This is a genomic window from Ancylomarina sp. 16SWW S1-10-2, from assembly GCF_009669305.1.
GTDB lineage: Bacteria > Bacteroidota > Bacteroidia > Bacteroidales > Marinifilaceae > Ancylomarina.
Genome location: NZ_SADB01000002.1, coordinates 80,643 through 103,354 on the forward strand (window position 1 = coordinate 80,643; position 22,712 = coordinate 103,354).

Sequence of the window (22,712 nt, forward strand, 5' to 3'; positions counted from 1 at the left end):
GAGGGGAATTTAATTTTGAGTTAAGAAAAATTTTAAGCTTCTTCAAGAATTCGAAACGCGCAATCAAGAATTGTTGTGTCATCTAGTTCCACAATACCACCATCAGGCCCTTGTTCGACATGAATACCAACACTTTTACCTTCTTTGTAATTAACACCTCCAAAATAGTTTCGGACTGTTTCTACATTAAGATCTAGTTCTTTTGATATTTTCCTAATACTACCTTCTGGCAAACGATCTTTAATGCTTCTAAGCTTATTAAATGTGATTGTCTTAGTCATATGCTATAAGTTTAATTGATATAAGGATTAAAATTATCTTAGCTCTCTAAATTTAGTGAAACTATTTTTTATTTAAAAGTTATAAGAGTGTAAATGTGTCTGACAATGAATTTGTTTGGTAATATTTTTTTTAAGATCTGCTTCAATCCTTTTATTCTCGTAGGCTTTCAAATTCATGTTTAGATTTTCTTTTTTTAGTAAAATATTTGCGACAAAAATTCTATTTTCTTCAAAATGAGATTTTTTTTATTTAAAACGGATCTACCTATTTTTTTTAGAAAGCTGTTTGTATCTTAGCTGCGTTGTGCCTAGATCTAATTTAACTCAATCAGTTTTGTAGGGTTGTTAAATTGTTGGCTTTAATTAGGACTAATCTTCTTGAGAAAAAATTATTGTGAAGAAAAAATCATTGTTAGCCCGTTTCCTCATTTGGCGATTAAAACATGTAAATGACCGTCAATTTATATCTTTCCTAGGTGTTCTTATCGGAATTACCTCAGGATTAGCAGCTGTTGTTATAAAGAATTGTGTTCATTTTATTAGTTCTTTATTACAAGGAACCACTGATTTTGAATCGGTGAATTTTCTCTATATGCTTTATCCTGCCATTGGTATTAGCGTAACCTTACTCTTTATAAAATATATTTTAAAAAAACCTGTAAGTCATGGTATTCCTAATGTTCTTTATAGTATTTCTAAAACGAATGCACATATAGATGGTCACAATATGTTTTCGTCTATTGTAACATCTGCATTTACTGTTGGTTTTGGTGGATCAGTGGGGTTGGAGGGACCAACTGTTTCTACCGGAGCAGCTTTAGGATCGAATATTGGTCGATTATTTCATTTGAATTATAAACAAACAACTCTTTTATTGGCTTGTGCTTGTGCTGGAGCTATGGCAGCCATTTTTAAGGCTCCTATTGCGGCTATCGTATTTGCCATGGAGATTATTATGCTTGACCTTACAATGTGGTCGGTAGTACCTCTTTTGCTAGCTTCATCGTCTGCTGTTATTACTTCATATTTCTTTTTAGGGATGGATGTGCTTTACCCATTCGAAGTTGATGGTGGTTTTGTGATGCAGGATTTGCCTTATTATGTCGTTCTTGGCATTTTGACGGGGTTAATGGCAACTTATTTTACTAAAATGTATATGCACATTCAAGGCTTATTTGATAAGGTTGAAAAAAGATACATTAGACTTTTAGTTGGTGGATTACTATTAGGTATAATCATTTTCTTTTTTCCTTCTCTTTTTGGTGAAGGTTACAATGCTATTAACTCAAGTTTATCTGGTGACTACTCCTATCTTTTTAATAATTCGGTATTCTATTCATTTAGTGAAAATTTTTGGGCACTTATAGTTTTACTTGTCTTGGTTATTTTTTTTAAAGTGATTGCGACTTCAGTAACTTTTAGTGCTGGTGGTGTAGGAGGTATTTTTGCTCCAACTTTATTTATGGGCGTAAATGCAGGTGTTTTGTTTGCAAAGGCTGTTCATTATTTAGGTTTCAGAAATATTGAGGTGAATAATTTTGCTTTGATTGGTATGGCAGGAATGATTGCTGGCGTACTTCATGCACCGCTTACGGGTATTTTCCTTATAGCCGATATATCTGGAGGTTATCAACTATTCGTGCCTCTAATGATTACAGCTACCGTATCGTATGCTACTGCTAAAAGTTTCGAGTCACATTCAGTTTATACAATACAGCTGGCTCAACGTAAGGAGCTAATGACGCATGATAAAGATCAAAATGTTCTTTCTCTTATGCGAGTAACTCGATTGATCGAAAAAAACTTTAATACAATTAACTCAGATGCAACATTAGGCGATTTGGTAAAAGTTATTGCTAAATCACAACGTAATCTGTTTATAGTTATCGATGAAGAAAATAATTTTGAAGGAATTGTAAAACTCGATGATATTCGTGAAATTATGTTTCAACCAGAGAAATATGATGTCGTGTTTGTTCGTGATCTTATGGTTATTCCTACTGTTGTAATTCAGCATGATGAATCGATGGCTGATGTTGCACGTAAATATCAATATTCCGATAAATTTAATTTGGTTGTACTCCAAGATGGTAAATATTTGGGTTGTGTCTCGCGTGCTCAAATTTTCTCAACTTATCGTCGAATGTTAAAACATTTCTCTGAAGATTAAGTTTATTATCTTCAATTTCAAGCAATCTGTTTTTCCTATTAAATGTTTTTTGAAAAAAAATATAGATTTCATCTTTGGCTCAATAATATTCCATTACATTTGCACTCGATTTTAAAAATCTAAAGAGGGCTATTTTTAGTTTATACTAAAGATTTTCAACTTAATACATGAGTTGTTTAAAAGCTGCCAAGTTTTTTTTATGTATTTAGACTCTGAGGTTTGCTTGACTCAATGTAGCCATCCAAAAGAAGAATAGTTTATTGTAGTTTTCATTTATTGGGAGGTTTTAAATCCTCAAGAATATAATAGTAAGTGTCATGAAGAACAAAAGTTTATTGTCCCAATTTCTAATTTGGAGAATGAAGCATATTAAGGAAAGACAATTTGTTCTAATTCTAAGTTTTATAGTTGGTCTTGTAAGTGGATTAGCTGCTTTGATATTAAAAACTACAATTCATCAAACACATCATTTCCTGACACAAAGTATTCATGTTGAATCTGTAAATCTCTTGTATTTGGGGTATCCTATGGTTGGTATTCTCCTTACTGTTCTATATGTGAAATTTTTTGTGAAGGATAATATTGGACATGGCGTTTCAAGAATTCTTTATGCTATATCTCAAAAGAATAGTCAAATAAAATCTCACAATAATTATTCTTCAATTATTGCCAGTACGCTTACCATTGGTTTTGGTGGTTCTGTAGGATCTGAGGCGCCAGTTGTACTTACAGGTGCATCTATTGGATCAAACCTTGGTCGAATGTTTCATCTGAATTACAAAACAATTACTTTAATGGTTGGTTGTGGAGTTGCAGGTGCTATTGGAGGGATTTTTAAAGCACCTATGGCAGGAATGGTGTTTACTCTCGAGGTCTTAATGTTAGATTTAACAATGGCATCTCTAATACCTCTGTTAATTTCTTCCATTACAGGAGCAAGTGTTGTCTATTTCTTTATGGGTAAAGGTGTTTTACTATCCTATGGTATTCAAGATTCTTTTGTTTTATCAACTTTCCCTTATTATATTCTTTTAGGTGTATTTACAGGTTTTGTTTCCTTATACTTTACACGTGCGGGAATGTATCTTGAATCTCAAATTGAACGTATAACGAATCCTTATAAAAAACTTATATTAGGAGGTTTAGCTTTAGGGATTTTAATTTTCTTATTTCCACCACTTTATGGTGAAGGTTATAAAACAATTCAGTTTCTTATAGATGGCAATGTTGATGGACTAGTAAATAATTCTGTTTTTTATTTCCTAAAGGATAATTATTGGCTCTTACTTATTTATGTCATCTTAATCTTAGTTTTTAAAGTTATTGCCACTACAATTACAACGGGTAGTGGAGGTGTTGGAGGTATATTTGCTCCTGCTCTTTTTCTAGGAGGTATTTCAGGTTTTTTTGTAGCTCGATTTCTAAATGCGTTTGATTTCGTTAAATTATCAGAAAGTAATTTTACACTTATTGGTATGGCTGGCGTAATGGCTGGTGTAATGCACGCTCCGCTTACTGCAATTTTCTTAATTGTCGAAATTACAGGCGGTTATGCTTTGTTTATTCCTATTATGATTACGGCAACTATCGCCTATCTAACAATTATGTATTTTGAGCCTCACTCAATATACACGAAACGACTTGCTAAGCGTGGGGAGTTAATTACCCACAATAAAGATAAAGCGGTACTAACATTAATGAAATTAGGGAAAGTTATAGAGACTGATTTGAAAAAAATTGATCCTGATGCGACCCTTGGCGAATTAGTTAAAACTATATCTCACTCTCATCGTAATATTTTCCCTGTTGTTGATAAAGAGGGTACCCTTTTAGGTATTGTTCTTTTGGATGATATTCGTCATATCATGTTTAATCCTGATATGTATGAAGAAACATACGTGCGAGAGTTAATGACTATGCCTCCTGCAATATTAGAAGCTGATGCATTAATGGATGTGGTTATGAAACGATTTGAAGAAACTGGTGCTTGGAATCTTCCTGTAACGCTGAATGGTAAATATTACGGTTTTGTCTCAAAATCTAAAATATTTAATGTTTATCGTAGAGTTTTGGTTCATTTCTCAGATGAATAAAATTGGTTGAATAAAAATTTCTTTTTTTGAGGCTTTAGGTTGATTCTTTGTAACATTGTTGTGTTATAATTGATGGTTTTGGCTTACTCGGGTTTTGTTGTGACAAGGGCGTTCGTAAAAATCTAGGTCGTGTTGGAACATCAAAAGGGCCCAATAGAATTCGTAAAGAATTAGCAAACTTAGATAGATATTTTCCTGCTAGGCCAAAGATTTATGACTGTGGTAACTGTTAGTGCGCCTCAACCATTTGGATTACATCCAGAAATTATTTTAAAATTGATAAAGATGATGATCCGTTCTGGCAAGGTTATTTCTTTTGATATTGCGGAAATAGCGCCACGTTTTGATGAGGATAGTAGAAGCTCAAAATTAGCTGCTATTATCATTTTTGCTGTTATCAATTCTATCCTTGAAGAAAAAAATCTGATTAATATCGTATAACACTGTTCAAAAAACTCAAGTATTTATTGTATATATCCGAATTATTTTATCTTTGTATATGTGATATGTTCAGCACGAATATATTGCTGTTGATGAACGTTCATTTTTGCGGTCATTAATTTTCATTTATTAACCAAAGTTGATCTTTAAATAGTAAAATTTACACTTTCTCTTTTTTAGAAAGCCTTATACTTAAAAGACGTCAACGCAAATAAGTTAAAATATAAGTTTATGGCAAACCGACCTGTAACGATTAAAGATATTGCTGGAAAGTTGAGTATCTCTGTTTCCACTGTTTCTCGAGCATTAAAAAATAATCCTGAAATTAGTTTACAGACTCGCGAAGCAGTACAAAAATTGGCTAAAGAATTAAAATATCGTCCAAATCCTTTGGCAGTAGCACTTAAAACACAGAAATTAAATACTATTGGAGTTGTTGTTCCTCAGATTGTAAGTTCGTTTTATGCTTCGGTAGTAAAAGGAATTGAACAAGTTGCTGACGAGAAAGGCTACCAAGTTTTTGTGAGTTCTTCAAATGAGAAATTAAAGAAAGAGCAGAAGAATGTTGATGGATTTTTAAACATGAGAATGGATGGTATTATTTTATCATTGTCTCGTGCGACCAATACATACGATCATATTCATAAAATAAAAGATATGGGTGTGCCTATCGTTTTATTCGATAGAACATCAAAAGAACTAGACGTTTCTAAGGTTGTAGCTGATGATGCTGCTGCTGCTCATTTAGCTGTTACTCATCTTTTAAATGGTGGAGCTAAGCGTGTTGCATTTCTTACCGGTCCGGAATATATGTTATATGGTAAAAATAGAATGCGTGGTTATAAACGTGCTCTTGAAGATAAAGGTATTCCTTTTGATGAAACATTAGTTTCACGCTGTGAATTTACTGTAGACTCCTCAAAACATGCAACTAAAGAATTGCTTTCAAGAATTAATCGTCCTGATGCATTTTTTGCAATAAATGATGAATTGGCAATTGGAGCTATAATGGCTACCAAGGAATTGGGACTTAAAATTCCTGAGGAAGTTGCAATTGTTGGTTTCTCAAATAGTCGTCGTTCTCGTTATATGGAACCTTCAATTTCAACTATGGACCAAAATCCTAAACAAGTTGGTCGAGAGGCTGCAACTCTTTTATTTGAACAAATGGAAGATAAACCAGATAGCGATAAAGTAAAAGTAGCTGTTGTACATGCTAATTTAATTATTAGGGCTTCATCTGATAAGTAAAAAATAGAATTTAGAATATAAAAAAATCCTGCCTTAAGAGCAGGATTTTTTAGTATCATCGTTTTTTTTAGAAGTCTTTATTTTGTTGTTTCATCAATTCTTTAGTTGATAATAAGCCACAAGCAGCAAAAATATCTAAGCCTCTAGAGCGACGAACAGTTGTTGAAAGTCCTTTTTTATTAAGAAGATTTTTAAACTCTTCAACAGTTTCTTCATCAGAACCAATGAGTGGTGAATTGGGGATAGGATGAAAACGAATTAAATTCATTCGGCAATTTATACCATCCAAAATTCGACACAATTCTTTAACATGAGCGGGTGTGTCATTTATACCTTTAAGCATAATATATTCAAACGAAACTCTACGTTGACGACCAAAATCAAACTCACGAATCATACTCAAAACATCCTTAATAGGATAGACATTTTGGACGGGCATAAGTTTCTTTCTCTCATCGTCGAAAGGGGTGTGTAGACTTACTGCTAAATGACATTCACTTTCGTTTAAGAATGTTTTCATACCAGGGATAATTCCAATGGTAGAAACAGTAATCCTTCGAGGACTCATTCCCATACCATAATCGGAAGTTAATATTTCAAGAGATTTCATTACCTCTGGAACATTATCAAGTGGTTCTCCCATACCCATATAAACAATATTGGTAAGCTTGTGCCATTCTGGTAAAGAACGAACCTGATTTATAATTTCACCAGCTTTAAGTTGAGCTTGAAATCCTTGTTTTCCAGTCATGCAAAATAAACAACCCATTTTACAGCCAACTTGAGATGATACGCAAAGTGTGGCTCTATCATCATCAGGGATATAAGCTGTCTCAATAAATTGATGAGGCAAGTTTGTAGGATATAGGTATTTTTTTGTACCATCTACCGAACATTCTTCTTTAAGTGTAGGAATTAAACCAATATTAAAATTTTCTTTTAAGAGAGTTCTTGCCTTTAAAGATAAATTTAGCATTTCATCAATACTGGTAATATCTTTCTTATAAAGCCAATCAGCAATCTGTTTTGCTGTGAATTTTGGAAGTTTCAAGTCTAAAACAACTTGTGTTAATTCTTCTAATGTTTTTCCTAATAGTATGTCTTTAGCCATCGGGTAATTGTAATTTTATAGATCTATTTTGGTAGATTAAAAGTATATTTCTGCAATAATTTTATTGAAAGCCACGCCTTTGTCTATGAGTAAATCTCTTACTTCAACAACCATTTCGGGGCTGCCACAAAGGAAATATCTACAATCTTTGGGTAAAATATCAATGTCTTGCAAATATCGGGTTAATCTTCCATTATACAAACCATTACCTTCTTCTTGTGAACAACAACGTATATACTTATTTTTAAGTACTGGTTTAAATTCTTTTTCAAAAAAGAATGAGTGTGTGAATCTGCCGCCATGGATAAGTGTTTTATTCTCCTTTAAGCCTGAACGAAACATAGAAGCAAAAGGTGCAATTCCTGTCCCAGAAGCTATCCACCATGCTGTACTTTCATCATCTATGAAGTCACCTTTAGGAGATGTCATGTAAATAGTTGAACCATCTTTGTGTTCGCTTAATCTAGGCGTTAACCAACCATCGTCTTTCACATTATAAAGGATTTGAATTGTATTATCATTCTCGCCACTTGCTATTGTGTAAAGCCTAGGTTCAACATCTATATCGGTGGTAATTCCTATGTATTGTCCCGATTTAAAATCGATCTTTCTCTTAATTTTTAGGACATAAATACCCGGTGCAATTTCTCTATTTGAAACAACAGTACTTTTGGTTAATCGTTCTTTTATTTTAATGTCTGAGGTCATATTCTTTTTATATCGATGGTATTTACAATCTATTAGTAATATATATACAAATATACTATAATTTAGATAATGTCTAAATAGCAATAAGTTAATATTATGAAACGATGCTGTTTTAAAGGTCAATAATGACTAATTTTTTTCCATAAATCCTATTTCTATTCTTTTATTAAGAATATAAACGTTTTTAGCTGTAACTATATGTTCATTTATGTCGTCTTACATAAAGTTATGTAGGTGAATCGTTTATTTGCTGATTATTTTAATATACCATTAACTAAAATAATAGATATGAAGATGAGAAAAATGAATGTAAGATATTTAATTGTCCTTGTTGGGATACTTTTTATGCCATTCTACGGTAATGCTCAGACAATTTATGCTGAAGCTGATGTTCAGTTTGATGGTATTAAAAGCTTAGAAATAGAAGGTCGTTTTGTTGATGTAAACATTCTTGGTACAGAGAATGATAGTGTTGATTTAAAGGGTATTATTCGTGGAAAGCTATGGGGAGATAAGGATTTTGAATTTAAATACAAACAAGAAGGCTCTCTTTTAAAGGTTTGGATTGAAGCACCAAGCTCGATTATGGGAAGATTTGAGGCGAACTTAACTTTAAAAGTACCTTATTCAATGAATATTGATATTCGTAACTCTTCGGGAGATATTTATATTGAAGAAATAGTTGCTGATAAAATGAAATTGGCAAGCACCTCAGGAGATGTCGAACTTAAGAATGTGGAAACTCAATTGATTACTTCTTCTACTTCAGGTGATTTAGAAGTTGATTATCTAAAAGGTGCTGTTTCTGCTGTATCGTCCTCAGGGGATCAATCCTTTAAACATATTCGAGCAAGTATTATGACTAAAGCAACATCTGGCGATTTTTTATTCTTTGATGTAACAGGTGATTTGACGACTAGAACAAGTTCTGGTGATTTACAGTTTGAAAATATTGATGGGCGTATTTCAAATGTTTCAACTTCGGGCGATTTAATAATCAATAATGCTAAATCGGTTCTAAATCTAACGACTACTTCAGGTGATATAAGTGGTAATGCTGTTGAGTTAATTGGAGATTCGATGTTTAAATCAACCTCAGGTGATGTTTCAATGGATTTTAATAATAATGTTAATGATATGAGTTTCGATTTAAAGGCTTCTTCAGGAGATTTGAGAGTTGGAAGTCGTTCTGCAGATAGAAAGTTATATATGAATAATGGCAATCTGTGGATTTACGGTATTAGTAGCTCTGGAAATCAAAATTATCGTTAATGTAGATCTAATTTGTGTCCGTTTTTGAACACGACTTGTGACTTAGGCGTACACTTTATGGTGTTCAAATTTTATAATTAATAATCTTGAGTTCTGTTTATGAGCAAATTGGCATCTTTGGATTGTTTGTTGATTAACAAATAAAGAATCATAGTTAGTAAAAGACTTGTTCTTTTAATGACTTTGGGAGTGGTGTCCTAAATAATGGTTTAAAAATATAATTAATTGGTTTTCTTTGAAAGTGGCTGTTGGCGGTTGTCAGCAGCCTTTTCTATTTTAATAAAATTTATTTATTAGGATAATCTCTTTAGTTCTTGTGGAGTTTGTCCTGTAAGATTTTTGAATTGTTTATTGAAATAGGATGGACTATTAAAGCCGCATTCGTATGCTATTTGAGCCATGCTTAATTTTCTTTCTACGATGAGTTTCTTAGCATAGTTAATTCTCATTCCATTTAGGAGCTCAGAAAAAGTTTTATTTGTTTTGTTCTTTATAAAGCGACAAAAAGCGGTTTTGCTTAAGTTAGCTACTTTTGCTGCCGAATCTAAATCTATTTTTTGTTGAAAATTCTTACTCACATATTCATATATCTGATATAACTTTTGATTACTTGAGTGTTTAAAACTCTCGACAAATGCATCAGAAGCTATTGGGGTGATTTCATCAGATTGGGATAGAGTGTCTAAAATTTGTAAAAGAATAATCAAACGAGTGGCACCTTTAGATTGATCTAATTTTTCTAAGAGATCAATTATTTTCAATTTTGTTTTTCCATAAATGCTAAGTCCCCTAGATGTTATTTTTAGGAGTAATTTAATTTTGTGGAATTCAGGTAAACTCAACAGACTGTCACCTAGAATTTCTTTTTTGAAATGGATTACCTTAGCAATTGCACTTAAATTTGGATCTTTCTGATAATAAGCCTCCTCATTTTTCATTACATGAGGAATGTTGGGACCAAGAAAAATCATATCTCCATCCTTAAATTTATCAATACAATCTCCAACAATCAATGTTCCCCGACTTTTTTCGATGTAAATTAATTCGAATTCATGATGATAATGCCATGGAACAACAATGTGAGGCAAAATATCAATCTTTGATCGAAACGACTTATGGGTACTTATAGGTACTTCTTCAAGAAATAGAGCCATGCTTAATAATTAACAAGATTGTACGTAATTGTTGTTGTTTGATAGATGTTATTAAATTTATGCAAATATAGTGTTATTAAATGGTATAATATTATCATGTTTCTTTTTGTAATTATTGATACTTTGTAGGGAAGAAATTTTAAAACTAGCATTATGGTATCAATAAACGCAAAAGTGAATCAAGTAGATAATCAATCGAGCGGAAAGCCTATGAATTTTAAGGCTGCTCTAGGATTATTGACTTCCTTATTTTTTATGTGGGGATTTTTAACCTGTATGAATGATATTTTAATTCCTCATTTAAAAGGATTGTTCGATTTGTCAATCACACAGGCGATGTTGGTTCAGTTTACCTTTTTTGGTGCTTATTTTTTAATGTCTTTACCAGCTGGGGCAATTATCGGGAAAATTGGGTACAAAATGGGAATTGTTAGTGGCTTGATGGTTGCTGGTGTTGGTGCTGCTATGTTTTATCCTGCTGCCGAATTCCATTCCTACGGCTTTTTTCTTTGTGCATTTTTTGTCTTAGCCTCTGGAATTGTTATTCTGCAGGTGGCTGCAAATCCTTATGTTGCTGCATTGGGTACTCCCGAAACAGCCTCAAGTCGATTGAATTTAACACAAGGATTTAATGCATTAGGGACTACTGTTGCTCCTATTTTTGGTGGATGGTTAATATTAAATAATACGAGTCAGGATTTGGCGAGCCAAGCGGCTGCCGTTCAGGTTCCTTATGTGGGTTTAGCAATTACTTTGGTAGTGATTGCTTTGGTATTTGCCTTTGTAAAATTGCCTAAAATTCAGGACACCGATGAGGTGAAAGCAGAAGGCTCGGCCTGGAAAATTCGCCATTTGATTCTAGGTGCGGTAGGAATATTCACCTACGTTGGCGCTGAAGTTTCAATTGGTAGTGCTTTGGTAATGTATTTTGGTGACGAAGGTTTGCACTTGTTTAAGGAAGCTGAAGCTGCCCAATATGTAGCTATTTTTTGGGGTGGCGCCATGGTAGGCCGTTTTATTGGGTCTGCAGTGATGCAGAAAATTTCTGCTGCAAAAGTATTGGCTTTTAATTCGGTTATGGTGGCTATTTTAATTGTTATTAGTATGCTGACTACCGGTTATGTAGCTCTTTGGAGTATTGTTTTGGTAGGCTTGTTTAATTCAATCATGTTTCCAACTATTTTTACTTTAGCCATCGATGGGTTGGGAAAACATACCAGTCAGGGATCGGGAATTCTTTGCTTAGCAATTGTTGGAGGAGCTGTTGTACCTATGATTATGGGTATTTTGGCCGATCGTTTTGGTTTGGCTAATTCGTTTGTCGTGGCAATTGTATGTTATGGCTACATTCTTTTTTATGCTTTAAAAGGGCATAAGCATAATTAGTAATCTTTGAAAAAACGTCAAATAATGATAGAAGTCGCTTTAGGAATTGATATTGGAGGTACCAATACGATTTTTGGTTTTATAAATAAAGAAGGAGTTTGTCTTGCAAAAGGGACATTGAAGACTCAGAAACATGCAGATATAGAAGATTATATAGATGAATTATTTCAAATAGTGGAAACTAAGAGAAATGCTTTATCATATCAGATAGATATAAAAGGAATTGGTATAGGTGCACCTAATGCGTCTTATTATACTGGTACTATTGAAGATGCGGCAAATTTGCGTTGGAAGGGGAGAATTCCGTTTGTTTCTCTTGTGAAAAAACGAATGGATGTTCCTGTTTATATGACCAATGATGCCAATGCTGCAGCAATGGGAGAGAAGGTATTTGGTGCCGCTCGTAATATGAATAATTTTATTGTGATTACACTTGGTACAGGACTAGGTAGTGGCATTTTTGTAAATGGAGATATTCTTCATGGTCATGATGGTTTTGCTGGAGAAATAGGTCATATGATTGTTCGTAAGAGTGGACGTGAGTGTGGATGTGGTCGTAAAGGTTGTTTGGAAACTTATGTTTCAGCTACTGGAGTCAAAAGGTCTGTATATAAGTTACTCGCAAGACATATTGGAGATAGTGAATTAAGAGATATTCCATACAATAAATTAACTGCAAAGATGGTGGCTGAAGCTGCTAATCGTGGTGATGAGGTAGCAAAAGAGACGTTTACCTACACGGCAACTATCTTAGGCGAAGTTTTGGCAAATGTTGTTGCTGTAACTAGTCCTGAGGCTATATTCTTATTTGGTGGATTAACCCAAGCAGGAGATATTTTATTTGATCCTGTTCGTAAATCTTTAGAAGAAAATCTTTTATCGGTCTATAAAAATAAGATTCAGGTTTTACCTTCTGGATTAACTGAAAATGCAGCTGTTTTAGGAACTGCAGCTTTAGTTTGGAACTCCAAAAATAATATATAAGAGTATAAACTCTGTTTCATTATTAGATTTTTATATATAATGAAACAGAGTTTTTTTTTAGAAGTTTTTCTTAATCCATCTAGGAAGCATATACATGCCAATAAATAGGTAAGGATAATAAGAAATTAATCGCCAGATTAGAGCTAGAGCGATGGTGAGTCCTGCTTCAGGAATAAAATCACCAAGATACTGCGTAAAGACCCACTCAGAAAATCCACTTCCACCTGGGGTTGGACTAATAAGCATCATAATCCACATAAGTAGTTGGCGGGCAAAAATCATAATATGATCCATTGCACTGTATTGAGAAAACCAAAAAGCAATTAAAATTGAGTTTACTACCCAATAGCGAGCTGTCCACGAACAGAAGCTAGCAAAAAAAGCTTTCAACCAGAATTTATAACTCTTGTTTTTCAAGTCTTTTGAGCTTTGGATTATATCCGTTCCCGTTTGATTAGCACCTTGTTTCCATTTTCTTAGAATTGGCAGTTTAAAAATCCATAGTAATAGCCATTTAAGTCCGCGTGGGTTTTTAAATAAACCATAACTAAGAACGATTAAGTAGGCTAATTTTAATAAATACGCTCCCAATACTAAAAATAAAAGTGATGAGCCTAATGTTGATGCATTTCCAGGATCCAATAAAAAGAGTTGTTGCCAGTCTAAAAGAAGAATAATCAGTGGCAGCATAATAATAAAGTAGAGCTCATCGAGAAAAGATGTAGCCATAACTACTGCAGAACTTCTCCCTAAGCTTAAACCTTCTTTATTTAGGTATAGTATTGCAAATGAGGTTCCTCCTATTGCTGATGGTGTAATTGCAGATGTAAATTCCCAAAGCATGATAATGCGGAAACTTTTTTTCCAAGAAAATTCTTTTTCAGTTAATATTCTTAATCTGGCCATATATCCCAAATCACGAAGTGCCATCATCAGTATGGCAATTAATATTCCAATAAGCGTAAACCATGAAAATTCTAATAAATCAAATGTTCCTGGCTTAAAATCTTTAACGAGTAGATATATGATGACAACAAAACCAATCATAATAGGCCAAATTATGCGCTGTGGTCGTATGGCTTTGAGCAATTTTTTTTGATTGGTCGTGTTATTTTGCTCCATATGGATTGATATTTATCGAAATTGAGATTCAAATTTTAACTTGCCTACCAAATTTAATCAATATTAATAACAAGTTTAAATGCTAACGACCCTAATTATAGAATTTTATATTTTGAGTTTTAGCTATCAGGTATTTTTTACAAAGAAGGGTGATACAAAAAAAACCTCTACGACTTAAGTAAAAAGTCGTAGAGGTTTTTATATGAATTATACTATTTAAACAGAGATTCAAGTTTGAATTTCTATTTACTAGTAATTATTTTCTTACAATAGTTTGTGATCGATTAGGACCAACTGATACGATGGTGATTTTTACACCTGTTTCTTTTTCGATAAAATCAACGTAAGATTTAAAGTTAGCAGGAAATTCACTTTCGTTTGACATAGTAGTCATATCAGTTTTCCAACCTTTAAACTCAGTGTAAACGGGTTTGATAGCATCAGTCATTTCGTATGGTACATAGTCAATTTCTTTGCCGTCTAGTTCGTATCCTGTACAAATCTTTATTGTATCGAATTCGTCTAATACATCCGATTTCATCATAGTTAACTGAGTTGCACCGTTAATCATGATTGAATATTTAAGAGATACAAGATCTAACCAACCACAACGTCTTTCACGACCTGTTGTTGCACCAAATTCGTTTCCTTTATCTCTTAAATCTGCACCTGTTGCATCGAAAAGCTCAGTTGGGAAAGGTCCCATGCCTACACGAGTACAATATGCTTTGAAGATTCCGATAACTTCACCAATTTTGTTGGGAGCAACACCTAAACCAGTACAAGCACCTGCACAAGCAGTGCTTGATGAAGTAACGAATGGGTATGAACCAAAATCAATATCAAGAAGTGTACCTTGAGCACCTTCAGCAAGAATTGATTTGCCATTTCTCAAACTTTCATTTAAGAAGATCTCACTATCAATTAGTTTAAATTCTTGCAAAAGTTTGATGCCTTCAAACCACTCAGCTTCATATTCTGATAAATCATACTCGTATGAATAGAATTTATCTAACATTTCGCCATGTTTCTTAACTAAGGCTTTATATTTCTCATCGAAATTGGTAAGAATATCACCTACTCTTAAACCACTACGACCTGTTTTGTCCATATAAGTTGGACCAATACCTTTAAGTGTTGAACCAATTTTCGATTTTCCTTTTGAAGCTTCAGAAGCAGCATCTAGAATTCTATGAGATGGTAAAATTAAGTGTGCTTTTTTCGAGATAAAAAGATTTTTACTTAAATCAACACCAATTGCTTTGATACTTTCAATTTCTTTTTTGAAAATAACAGGATCAATTACAACACCATTTCCAATTACATTTAACTTATCATCACGAAAAATTCCTGAAGGAATAGTATGTAATACGTGTTTGATGTGATTAAATTCTAGTGTATGACCAGCGTTTGGTCCACCTTGGAATCTTGTTATAATATCATACTTTGGAGTAAGAACATCTACAATTTTTCCTTTTCCTTCATCTCCCCACTGGAGTCCTAAAAGTACATCAACTTTCATAGGTAATAATTTGATCAGATTTGTCGAATGAAATTAATAATTCAGCTTAAATAAAAACCGCGAAAGTATTATACATTGACAAATAATTTGAATAAAACGGTTGATTATAACCCAGCAAATACATGCCAATTTAAAGGGAGGTATTAGCTGAGAATTTTGCTTGATGTTAACAGCTAACTGTTAACAGTCAAAGGTAATAAATATTTTAGATTAGAGAGTGACTTGTAGAAAAATCACTTGAGGGAATAAAAAAAAGCCCTTATTTATAAGGACTTTAGATTTGTATTGAATGTTAATGTTATTTTTCTTTTTTTCTGCACTCAGGACATATGCCATAAATGTATAGAGAATGATGTGAAACCAAGAAGTCCATATTATTAGAAACGTTCTTTCTAACATCTTCTAAACGAGTGTCACAGAACTCTATAATCTTACCACATTTAGTACATATTAAATGATCGTGTTTGTTGCTATCATAAGCTTTTTCAAATTGAGCAATGTTTTTCCCAAATTGATGTTTTATTACAAGTTTACAATCTAAAAGAATGTCGATTGTATTGTAGAGTGTAGCTCTACTGACACGATAGTTTTTATTCTTCATGAAAATATAAAGCGATTCAATATCGAAGTGACCTTCACGCGAGTATATTTCGTCAAGTATGGCATATCGTTCAGGTGTTTTTCTGTGACCCTTTTTTTGAAGGTAATCAGTAAACATCTTTTTTACAATTTCTTTTGTGTCTTCGCTAATCATACTTTCTAAAGCTATATTATCATTATCTAATCTAATTTTAAATAACGATGGCTAAAATAGTGTTTTTTTTGATTATTCCCATAATTAGGAGAAAAAAAATATTAACTATATTCTTCTATGTTTTCAATACGTCTCACATTGTCGAGTCCTTTAATTTTAATTAGTTTTTTCATTAGATTGTTTAAATCTTCAGTATTATGGACATACAAGTGAATTAGTCCTTCAAATACGCCATCCGGGCTTTCAAAATGGATAGATCTCATGTTTACATCATGATCTTTTGAGATGATAGATGTTATATCGTTAACAATTCCAATTTTATCAATTCCACTTAGCTCTATTATCGCTAAAAATGACATTAAACGATGACTTGTCCAATTGGCTTCAATTATTTTGTCGCCTTGGCTAGACATTAATTTGAGTGCATTAGGGCATTTCCTTTTGTGAATGGTCACATTATTTTCCAGATCAACATAACCTACCACATCATCTCCAGGTATAGGCCTGCAACAGTTTGCAATTTTATACTTTTCTTCAGACATGGTTTCTTCTAAAAGAAAAGGTTTCCTTTTGTCAATTTCAGGCTTATTTTCTGCTTTTACAGCTGATGTTTCTTTACTATCGCTGCCGAATAATTGTAGGCTCCAGTATTTTATAAATTTATTTCTTGATTTCTTTTTAACGATCTCTTTTACTTCTTCTAGTTTAAGTTTTGATGATCCAAAGTTTAGAAAAAGTTCATCCTTATTTGTGAATTGATAGTGTTCCATCAATTTTTTAGTCGCCTTAGAATTTAAAACTAAGCCAATATTTATAAGGTGTTCTTCTAGTAGCTTAATCCCTGCATAAATTAATCGTTTTCTATCATCTTTAAATTCGGCCTTTATTTTTGATTTAGCTCTAGCCGTTACAACATAATCAAGCCACTCAGGTTTAGGTTTTTGTTTGTCAGATGTTAGTATTTCTACTTGATCACCGCTACGAAGAACATAATTTAATGATACAAGTCTGTGATTGACTTTAGCTCCAATGCAATGATTACCAATATCTGTGTGGATATTATAGGCAAAATCTAAAGCACTTGAATGTTTAGGCAGTGTTTTGATTAATCCCTTAGGCGTAAAAACTTGGATTTCTTGCGAGAATAAATTTAAACGAAATTCATCCAGAAAAGCTAAGGCATCAGATTCAGGATTTTCAAGTATTTCTCTAACATCCTTCAGCCATTTGTCTAATTCAGACTCATTTACATCACTATTCCTAGAGTGGGCGATAAAACCACGCTCTGCGATTTCGTTCATTCTATTGGAACAGATTTGAATTTCAATCCATTTGCCTTGAGGCCCCATCGCCGTCATATGTAGCGCTTCGTACCCATTAGCTTTGGGTGTTGTCATCCAATCTCTAATGCGTTCTGGCTTTGGTTTATATATGTCCGTTATTAACGAATAAATGTTCCAACATTGGTTTTTTTCAGGTATTTCTTCCTGAGGTTTAAAAATGACTCTTATTGCTGGTACATCATAAATATCTTGAAGTTTGATTTTTTTGTATTCAATCTTGTTCCAAATAGAGAAGATTGAACGAGGACGATTTATAATTGTACAGGTTATGTTGTTATCATTCAGCAATTTCTTAATAGGTTTGATGATTTGATCGATAACGATTATCTGCTCAGCTTCTTTTTCTTTAATCTTTTCAACAATATCTTTATAATCTTCAGGATGCTCATACATTAAGCTTAAATCCTCAAGCTCTGATTTAATTTTGTATAGGCCTAATCGATGGGCTAAAGGAGCAAAAAGGAATAAGGTTTCTCCTGCAATTTTCATTTGCTTACGCAATGGCATGGAACTTAACGTTCGCATGTTATGTAATCGATCTGCAATCTTTAGAATAATGACACGAATATCATCAGAAAGAGTCAATAACATTTTTCTAAAATTCTCGGCCTGCATTGACGTTTCCTGATTGCAAGCGCCTGAAATCTTAGTTAGTCCATCAACAATAGAGGCTACTTTGTCGCCAAAATGATGGGCAATATCTTCAATTGTACAGTCTGTGTCTTCAACAACATCGTGTAGTAAAGCAGCGACTATTGATTTTGTTCCTAAGCCAATTTCTTTAGCTGCAATTTCAGCTACTTTAATTGGGTGAATAATATAAGGTTCTCCCGATTTACGCCGTACTCCTTTATGGGCTTCACATGCAAAATGGAAAGCCTTCTCAATCATCGCTTTTCTCTCGGGCGTATCACTTCTCTTACAGCTAAGTAAGAGCTTTTGATAACTTGCGCGTATTAATTCTTTATCTTGTTGGGTTTCAACTGTCATATGGCACTAATTTATAATAATCTTAATACAAATCGAAAAAATATGATTTGTTATAGCTTTCGTTGTGAAAACTGAACCTATTGTCAATTTGATTTTCCCCTAGTCTATAAAATTAGTTAAAACTCCGGATTTAAAGTCTCGTTTAGCTAATTTATTTAGATTCGTTATTCTTAATTTGTGAATATAGTATTTCTCCTTAAAAAAATGAGCAATTAGCTTTAGCTAATTGCTCATTTTTAGTTTAATTTTTAAATTAAGCTTTTTTTTCTCCAACAACGACCTCATAAAGATCCTCTTCTTTGAAATAAGTATTAGCTAATTCCATAATTGTTTGAGAAGAAGTTGCTTTTATTCTTTGCAGAAACGTCTCGTAGTATGAATTGTCATATCCGAAAGGAAGATTCCCTTTTAAGCTTTCTGATAGAGCAAATGGGCTATCAAAACTTCTTAACATTTCTCCTGCAAAGAAATTTTTCACAAGGTTTAGTTCTTCTTCAGGAATTAATTCTTCTCTCAGCCTTTTAATTTCTTTATATATTTCGGAGATAGCTGCTTCGCAAACATCAGTTCCAACTTCGGTTATAATTGCAAAATGTCCCGATTTTAAATGTGAAAGTAAAAGGGAATTAATGCCATAAGTATATCCTTTGTCTTCACGAATGTTCTGCATTAAACGTGAGCCGAAGTAGCCTCCAAGAACAAGATTTAGTAGCATAATGCCTGCATAATCCTTATGTGTTTTATTAAAAAGAGGACGTCCAATTCGAATTGATGATTGAACAGCATCCTTTTTATGAATAAAAACTTTTTTATCAGTGGAACTTATAAACTGGTGTTCTACATCTTTAATCGAAGTTTTGGTATTCCAAGATTTTGCTCCAAAACAGTCTTCGATCATGTTTAAAACTGATTCGTTTATTTTTCCAGCAACAATAATTCGACAGTTATCGGAAGTGTAACATTCTTTGTAAAACGATTTAACATCATCTAATTTAACCTCGTCGAAAGATTTTGCTTCGAAGATATTGGCGTAAGGATGATTCTCACCATAAATAAGGCTGTTAAATTTTTCTTTGGCCAGAGCACTTGCTTGTTCTCTATTTACAAGGTAATTCTGTTTTTTATTACTTAGAATGGTTTTAAGCTCTTTTTGAGGAAATGTAGGGCGTTTAATTATCTCTTCAAGTAAATTTAAGGTTTCTGCTAAGTATTTGTTGAGTGTGTATAAGCTAATACTAGCATAGTGTTGGCTATTACTATAAGAGATGTATGCGCCATAAAAGTCAAATTTTTCAGCTAATTCTGAAGCTGTATAATTTTCGGTTCCTTCGTTAAGCATTGAGTTGCATATGCCAGCAATTAAAGGATATTTCTGATACCATAATCCGGCATTAAAAATCAGTTCAATTTTAACAACATCCTGACTACCACCAGAGATAATATGGACAGGAATCTCATTGCTCAAAATTTCTTTTTTTGATTTAGGAATATCTACATGCTCAATTGTTTTGAATTGAGGAGGTAAGTTACGATTCAAATTTTCCATTATTGTTTTTTTGCGTGGTAATAAAGAGTGGAACAATTTTCTTTGATAAGAATTTTTTGAGCCATTTCTTGTATATCCTCAGTAGTAACTTTGTTATATCTTTCTACTTCAAGATTAATATCTTCAGCTTGATTAATAATTTCGTGTTGTGCAATATTCATAGCTTTATTTAAAAAACTAATTTCAGAGAACACAAGAGATGATTCAAGCTTATTTTTCACTTTTTGAAGTTCATAATCACTTGCTTTTGTTGCACAAACTTCATTAAGAACTTCCCAAATAGATTTTTCTGCAGTTTCCATACTCACACCTTCGGTTAATTTGCCACTAACAACAAATAAGCCAGGTTCAAAATCACCTGTTAAATAGGCATCTATAGTAGAAAATAGATTTTTATCTTTAACAAGTGTTTGGAAAATACGTGAAGATTGACCGTTTGATAGAATGTCTGAAAGTAAATCTACTTTAAAGTAATCTTCATCGTTACGTTTTCCCATATGAAAAGCCATATAAATGGCATCATAAGGTACATCTCTATCTAAATGGAGTGATCTAAACTCAGTTTGCTTAGGTTCAATAGGTAAATTACGAAGTGCAATTTCTCTTTTTTCAATAGGTCCAAACCATTTTTCAGCCAAGCGTTTCACTTCTGATGTTTCAACATTTCCCGCAACAACTAATACGGCGTTGTTTGGTGCATAATGATGAAAGAAAAAATCTTTTACATCTTGTAATTTAGCATTTTCGATATGCTCTAAAGATTTACCAATTGTTGACCACTGATACGGATGTTTTTTGTAGGCTAGCGGTCTTAGATGTAACCAAACATCACCATAAGGATGATTGAAATAATGTTGTTTAAACTCCTCGATAACAACTGCTTTTTGAACTTCTAAGCTTTTTTCTGTGAAAGCTAAACTTAGCATTCTGTCAGATTCAAGCCAAAATCCTGTTTCTAAGTTTTCTTTAGGAACAGTAAGGTAGTAGTTTGTTACATCGCTATTTGTCCAGGCATTATTATCACCTCCAACTTGTTGAAGAGGTTCATCATAATTGGGGATATTTACCGAGCCACCAAACATAAGGTGTTCAAATAGATGTGCGAAGCCTGTTTGTTCAGGATCTTCATCTTTGGCACCAATATTATATAGAATATTAACAGCAGCTAAGGGGGTTGTTGTGTCTTTATGCACAATTACCTTAAGTCCGTTGTCAAGTGTGAACTTATCGAATTCAATCATTTCAATATTTTAAATTAAGAAGATCAATTTTGTCTTCTTTCTAATTCAAATGCAAGTATCATGTTTGCACTCTAATTTTTTTAGAATTGGTATTTAGATTGCTCTGATTTTAGAATTTCAAGTTCTTGTTTGTATTCTGTCATCATTTGATCTATAATTTCAGAAACAGGTTGAATACTTTTTATCATTGCACCAACTTGTCCTATTTCCAATTCGCCTTCTTCTAAATCTCCTTCAAACATGCCATTTTTAGCACGTCCTTTTCCAAGTATTTCTCTCATTTCTTCAGGAGAAGCACCACGACATTCAGCTTCGTTTACTTGCTCAAAGAATTTGTTTTTGATTAATCGGGTAGGAGCTAATTTTTTTAGAGAAAGCTTAGTATCACCTTCACCAAGTTTAACGATTGCTTCTTTAAAATTGATATGAGATGAAGATTCTTCAGATGCAGCAAAACGAGTTCCAATTTGAACACCATCGGCACCTAAACAAAGAGCTGCTAAAATACTTTTGCCACAGGCAATACCACCAGCAGCGATTAAAGGTAGTTTAGTCGCTTTCCTTACATTGGGTATTAAAGCTAAAGTTGTTGTTTCTTCTCGACCATTATGTCCACCTGCTTCAAACCCTTCAGCAACAATAGCATCTACGCCAGCATCTTCGCATTTTTTGGCAAAAAAAGCACTTGATACAACATGAACGACAGTAATACCATGTTTCTTTAAGAATGGCGTCCATTTTTTTGGACTACCAGCAGATGTAAATACGATTTTTACTTCTTCTTTTACGATGATATCCATGATCTTATCCATTTCAGGATAAAGAAGAGGTACGTTTACACCAAAAGGTTTGTTACATGCCGCTTTTGCTTTTTGGATATGTTCTTGGAATATATCTGGATGCATAGATCCTGCACCTATAAGTCCCAAGCCACCTGCATTACTTACAGCTGTTGCTAGTTTCCATCCTGAACACCATACCATTCCTCCTTGAATAATAGGTTTTTCGATTCCAAAAAGTTGTGTGATTTTATTTGTCATGATCAATATTTTCAAGTTGTGAGCAAAAATAAAATACTAATATTATAGTTTTTAGCGCCTTTTTGCGTGTCGACAAAATTAGGAAAAATCTTCGGATATGATTGATCTTAAGGGATAAGATTAGAACGATGTAAATCTTGTACTAATTTTGTTTTTGAAAGGTAGGTTTATGAATCTAGATATTGCTCCTTGCTGAAGTTTTAATGATCAAAAAAGTGGAGTTGGAGTTCTAATTTTGATTTTTTAAAATCTATATTTTAGCTAAAATATCCTCCATTTGATTGTTGTTCAAATGGAAGATTT

The 22,712-nt window shown here is 33.1% G+C and carries 18 protein-coding genes; 7 read left to right on the forward strand and 11 right to left on the reverse strand.

Annotated features, from left to right (window positions below; all coding sequences use genetic code 11):
• Positions 1–32: 32 nt before the first annotated feature.
• Positions 33–281, reverse strand: a complete 249-nt coding sequence (locus EMN46_RS02430; protein WP_154199087.1) for a DNA-binding protein — start codon at positions 279–281, stop codon at positions 33–35.
• Positions 282–675: 394 nt separating this feature from the next.
• Here EMN46_RS02430 and EMN46_RS02435 point away from each other — a divergent pair, with 394 nt between their 5' ends.
• From EMN46_RS02435 to EMN46_RS02450, 4 genes are all read left to right on the forward strand, one after another.
• Positions 676–2,451, forward strand: coding sequence for a chloride channel protein (locus tag EMN46_RS02435; protein ID WP_368667486.1), 1,776 nt, complete (start codon positions 676–678; stop codon positions 2,449–2,451).
• A gap of 317 nt (positions 2,452–2,768) precedes the next feature.
• On the forward strand, positions 2,769–4,544 hold the full coding sequence (locus EMN46_RS02440; protein ID WP_154199088.1) for a chloride channel protein: 1,776 nt from the start codon (positions 2,769–2,771) through the stop codon (positions 4,542–4,544).
• Positions 4,545–4,757: 213 nt separating this feature from the next.
• Positions 4,758–4,985, forward strand: a complete 228-nt coding sequence (locus EMN46_RS02445; protein ID WP_154199089.1) for an arginase family protein — start codon at positions 4,758–4,760, stop codon at positions 4,983–4,985.
• Positions 4,986–5,216: 231 nt separating this feature from the next.
• Positions 5,217–6,236, forward strand: a complete 1,020-nt coding sequence (locus EMN46_RS02450) for a LacI family DNA-binding transcriptional regulator (protein ID WP_154199090.1) — start codon at positions 5,217–5,219, stop codon at positions 6,234–6,236.
• Between the two features lie 67 nt (positions 6,237–6,303).
• On the opposite strand, the gene rlmN is transcribed toward EMN46_RS02450, so the two are convergent.
• Positions 6,304–7,347, reverse strand: coding sequence for a 23S rRNA (adenine(2503)-C(2))-methyltransferase RlmN (gene rlmN / locus EMN46_RS02455; RefSeq protein WP_154199091.1), 1,044 nt, complete (start codon positions 7,345–7,347; stop codon positions 6,304–6,306).
• 36 nt (positions 7,348–7,383) lie between these two features.
• Entirely contained in the window at positions 7,384–8,055 is a 672-nt protein-coding gene (locus tag EMN46_RS02460) for a ferredoxin--NADP reductase (protein WP_154199092.1), read from the reverse strand.
• A gap of 288 nt (positions 8,056–8,343) precedes the next feature.
• Here EMN46_RS02460 and EMN46_RS02465 point away from each other — a divergent pair, with 288 nt between their 5' ends.
• Entirely contained in the window at positions 8,344–9,327 is a 984-nt protein-coding gene (locus tag EMN46_RS02465; protein WP_154199093.1) for a DUF4097 family beta strand repeat-containing protein, read from the forward strand.
• A 293-nt stretch (positions 9,328–9,620) separates the two neighbouring features.
• Here the strand turns inward: EMN46_RS02465 and EMN46_RS02470 are convergent, their stop codons facing one another.
• Entirely contained in the window at positions 9,621–10,481 is an 861-nt protein-coding gene (locus EMN46_RS02470) for an AraC family transcriptional regulator (RefSeq protein ID WP_154199094.1), read from the reverse strand.
• A 153-nt stretch (positions 10,482–10,634) separates the two neighbouring features.
• Here EMN46_RS02470 and EMN46_RS02475 point away from each other — a divergent pair, with 153 nt between their 5' ends.
• A complete protein-coding gene (locus EMN46_RS02475) occupies positions 10,635–11,867 on the forward strand; it encodes a sugar MFS transporter (protein ID WP_154199095.1) in 1,233 nt (410 codons plus the stop codon).
• Positions 11,868–11,891: 24 nt separating this feature from the next.
• Positions 11,892–12,851, forward strand: coding sequence for an ROK family protein (locus tag EMN46_RS02480; RefSeq protein ID WP_154199096.1), 960 nt, complete (start codon positions 11,892–11,894; stop codon positions 12,849–12,851).
• A 57-nt stretch (positions 12,852–12,908) separates the two neighbouring features.
• On the opposite strand, the gene EMN46_RS02485 is transcribed toward EMN46_RS02480, so the two are convergent.
• From EMN46_RS02485 to EMN46_RS02515, 7 genes are all read right to left on the reverse strand, one after another.
• Positions 12,909–13,973 carry a lysylphosphatidylglycerol synthase transmembrane domain-containing protein gene (locus tag EMN46_RS02485; RefSeq protein WP_154199097.1) on the reverse strand — a complete coding sequence of 355 codons (1,065 nt, stop codon included), beginning with the start codon at positions 13,971–13,973 and terminating at the stop codon, positions 12,909–12,911.
• Positions 13,974–14,229: 256 nt separating this feature from the next.
• Positions 14,230–15,495 (reverse strand): adenylosuccinate synthase, encoded by a 1,266-nt coding sequence (locus tag EMN46_RS02490; protein ID WP_154199098.1) that lies wholly within the window; start codon positions 15,493–15,495, stop codon positions 14,230–14,232.
• A 298-nt stretch (positions 15,496–15,793) separates the two neighbouring features.
• Positions 15,794–16,249 (reverse strand): Fur family transcriptional regulator, encoded by a 456-nt coding sequence (locus EMN46_RS02495; RefSeq protein WP_154199099.1) that lies wholly within the window; start codon positions 16,247–16,249, stop codon positions 15,794–15,796.
• Positions 16,250–16,350: 101 nt separating this feature from the next.
• Positions 16,351–18,582 (reverse strand): bifunctional (p)ppGpp synthetase/guanosine-3',5'-bis(diphosphate) 3'-pyrophosphohydrolase, encoded by a 2,232-nt coding sequence (locus EMN46_RS02500; RefSeq protein ID WP_154199100.1) that lies wholly within the window; start codon positions 18,580–18,582, stop codon positions 16,351–16,353.
• A gap of 253 nt (positions 18,583–18,835) precedes the next feature.
• Positions 18,836–20,128 carry a pitrilysin family protein gene (locus EMN46_RS02505; RefSeq protein ID WP_154199101.1) on the reverse strand — a complete coding sequence of 431 codons (1,293 nt, stop codon included), beginning with the start codon at positions 20,126–20,128 and terminating at the stop codon, positions 18,836–18,838.
• Entirely contained in the window at positions 20,128–21,369 is a 1,242-nt protein-coding gene (locus tag EMN46_RS02510) for a pitrilysin family protein (RefSeq protein ID WP_154199102.1), read from the reverse strand. The genes EMN46_RS02505 and EMN46_RS02510 overlap by 1 nt, the downstream gene beginning before the upstream one ends.
• A gap of 80 nt (positions 21,370–21,449) precedes the next feature.
• Positions 21,450–22,409 (reverse strand): nitronate monooxygenase family protein, encoded by a 960-nt coding sequence (locus EMN46_RS02515; protein WP_154199103.1) that lies wholly within the window; start codon positions 22,407–22,409, stop codon positions 21,450–21,452.
• Between the last annotated feature and the right edge of the window lie 303 nt (positions 22,410–22,712).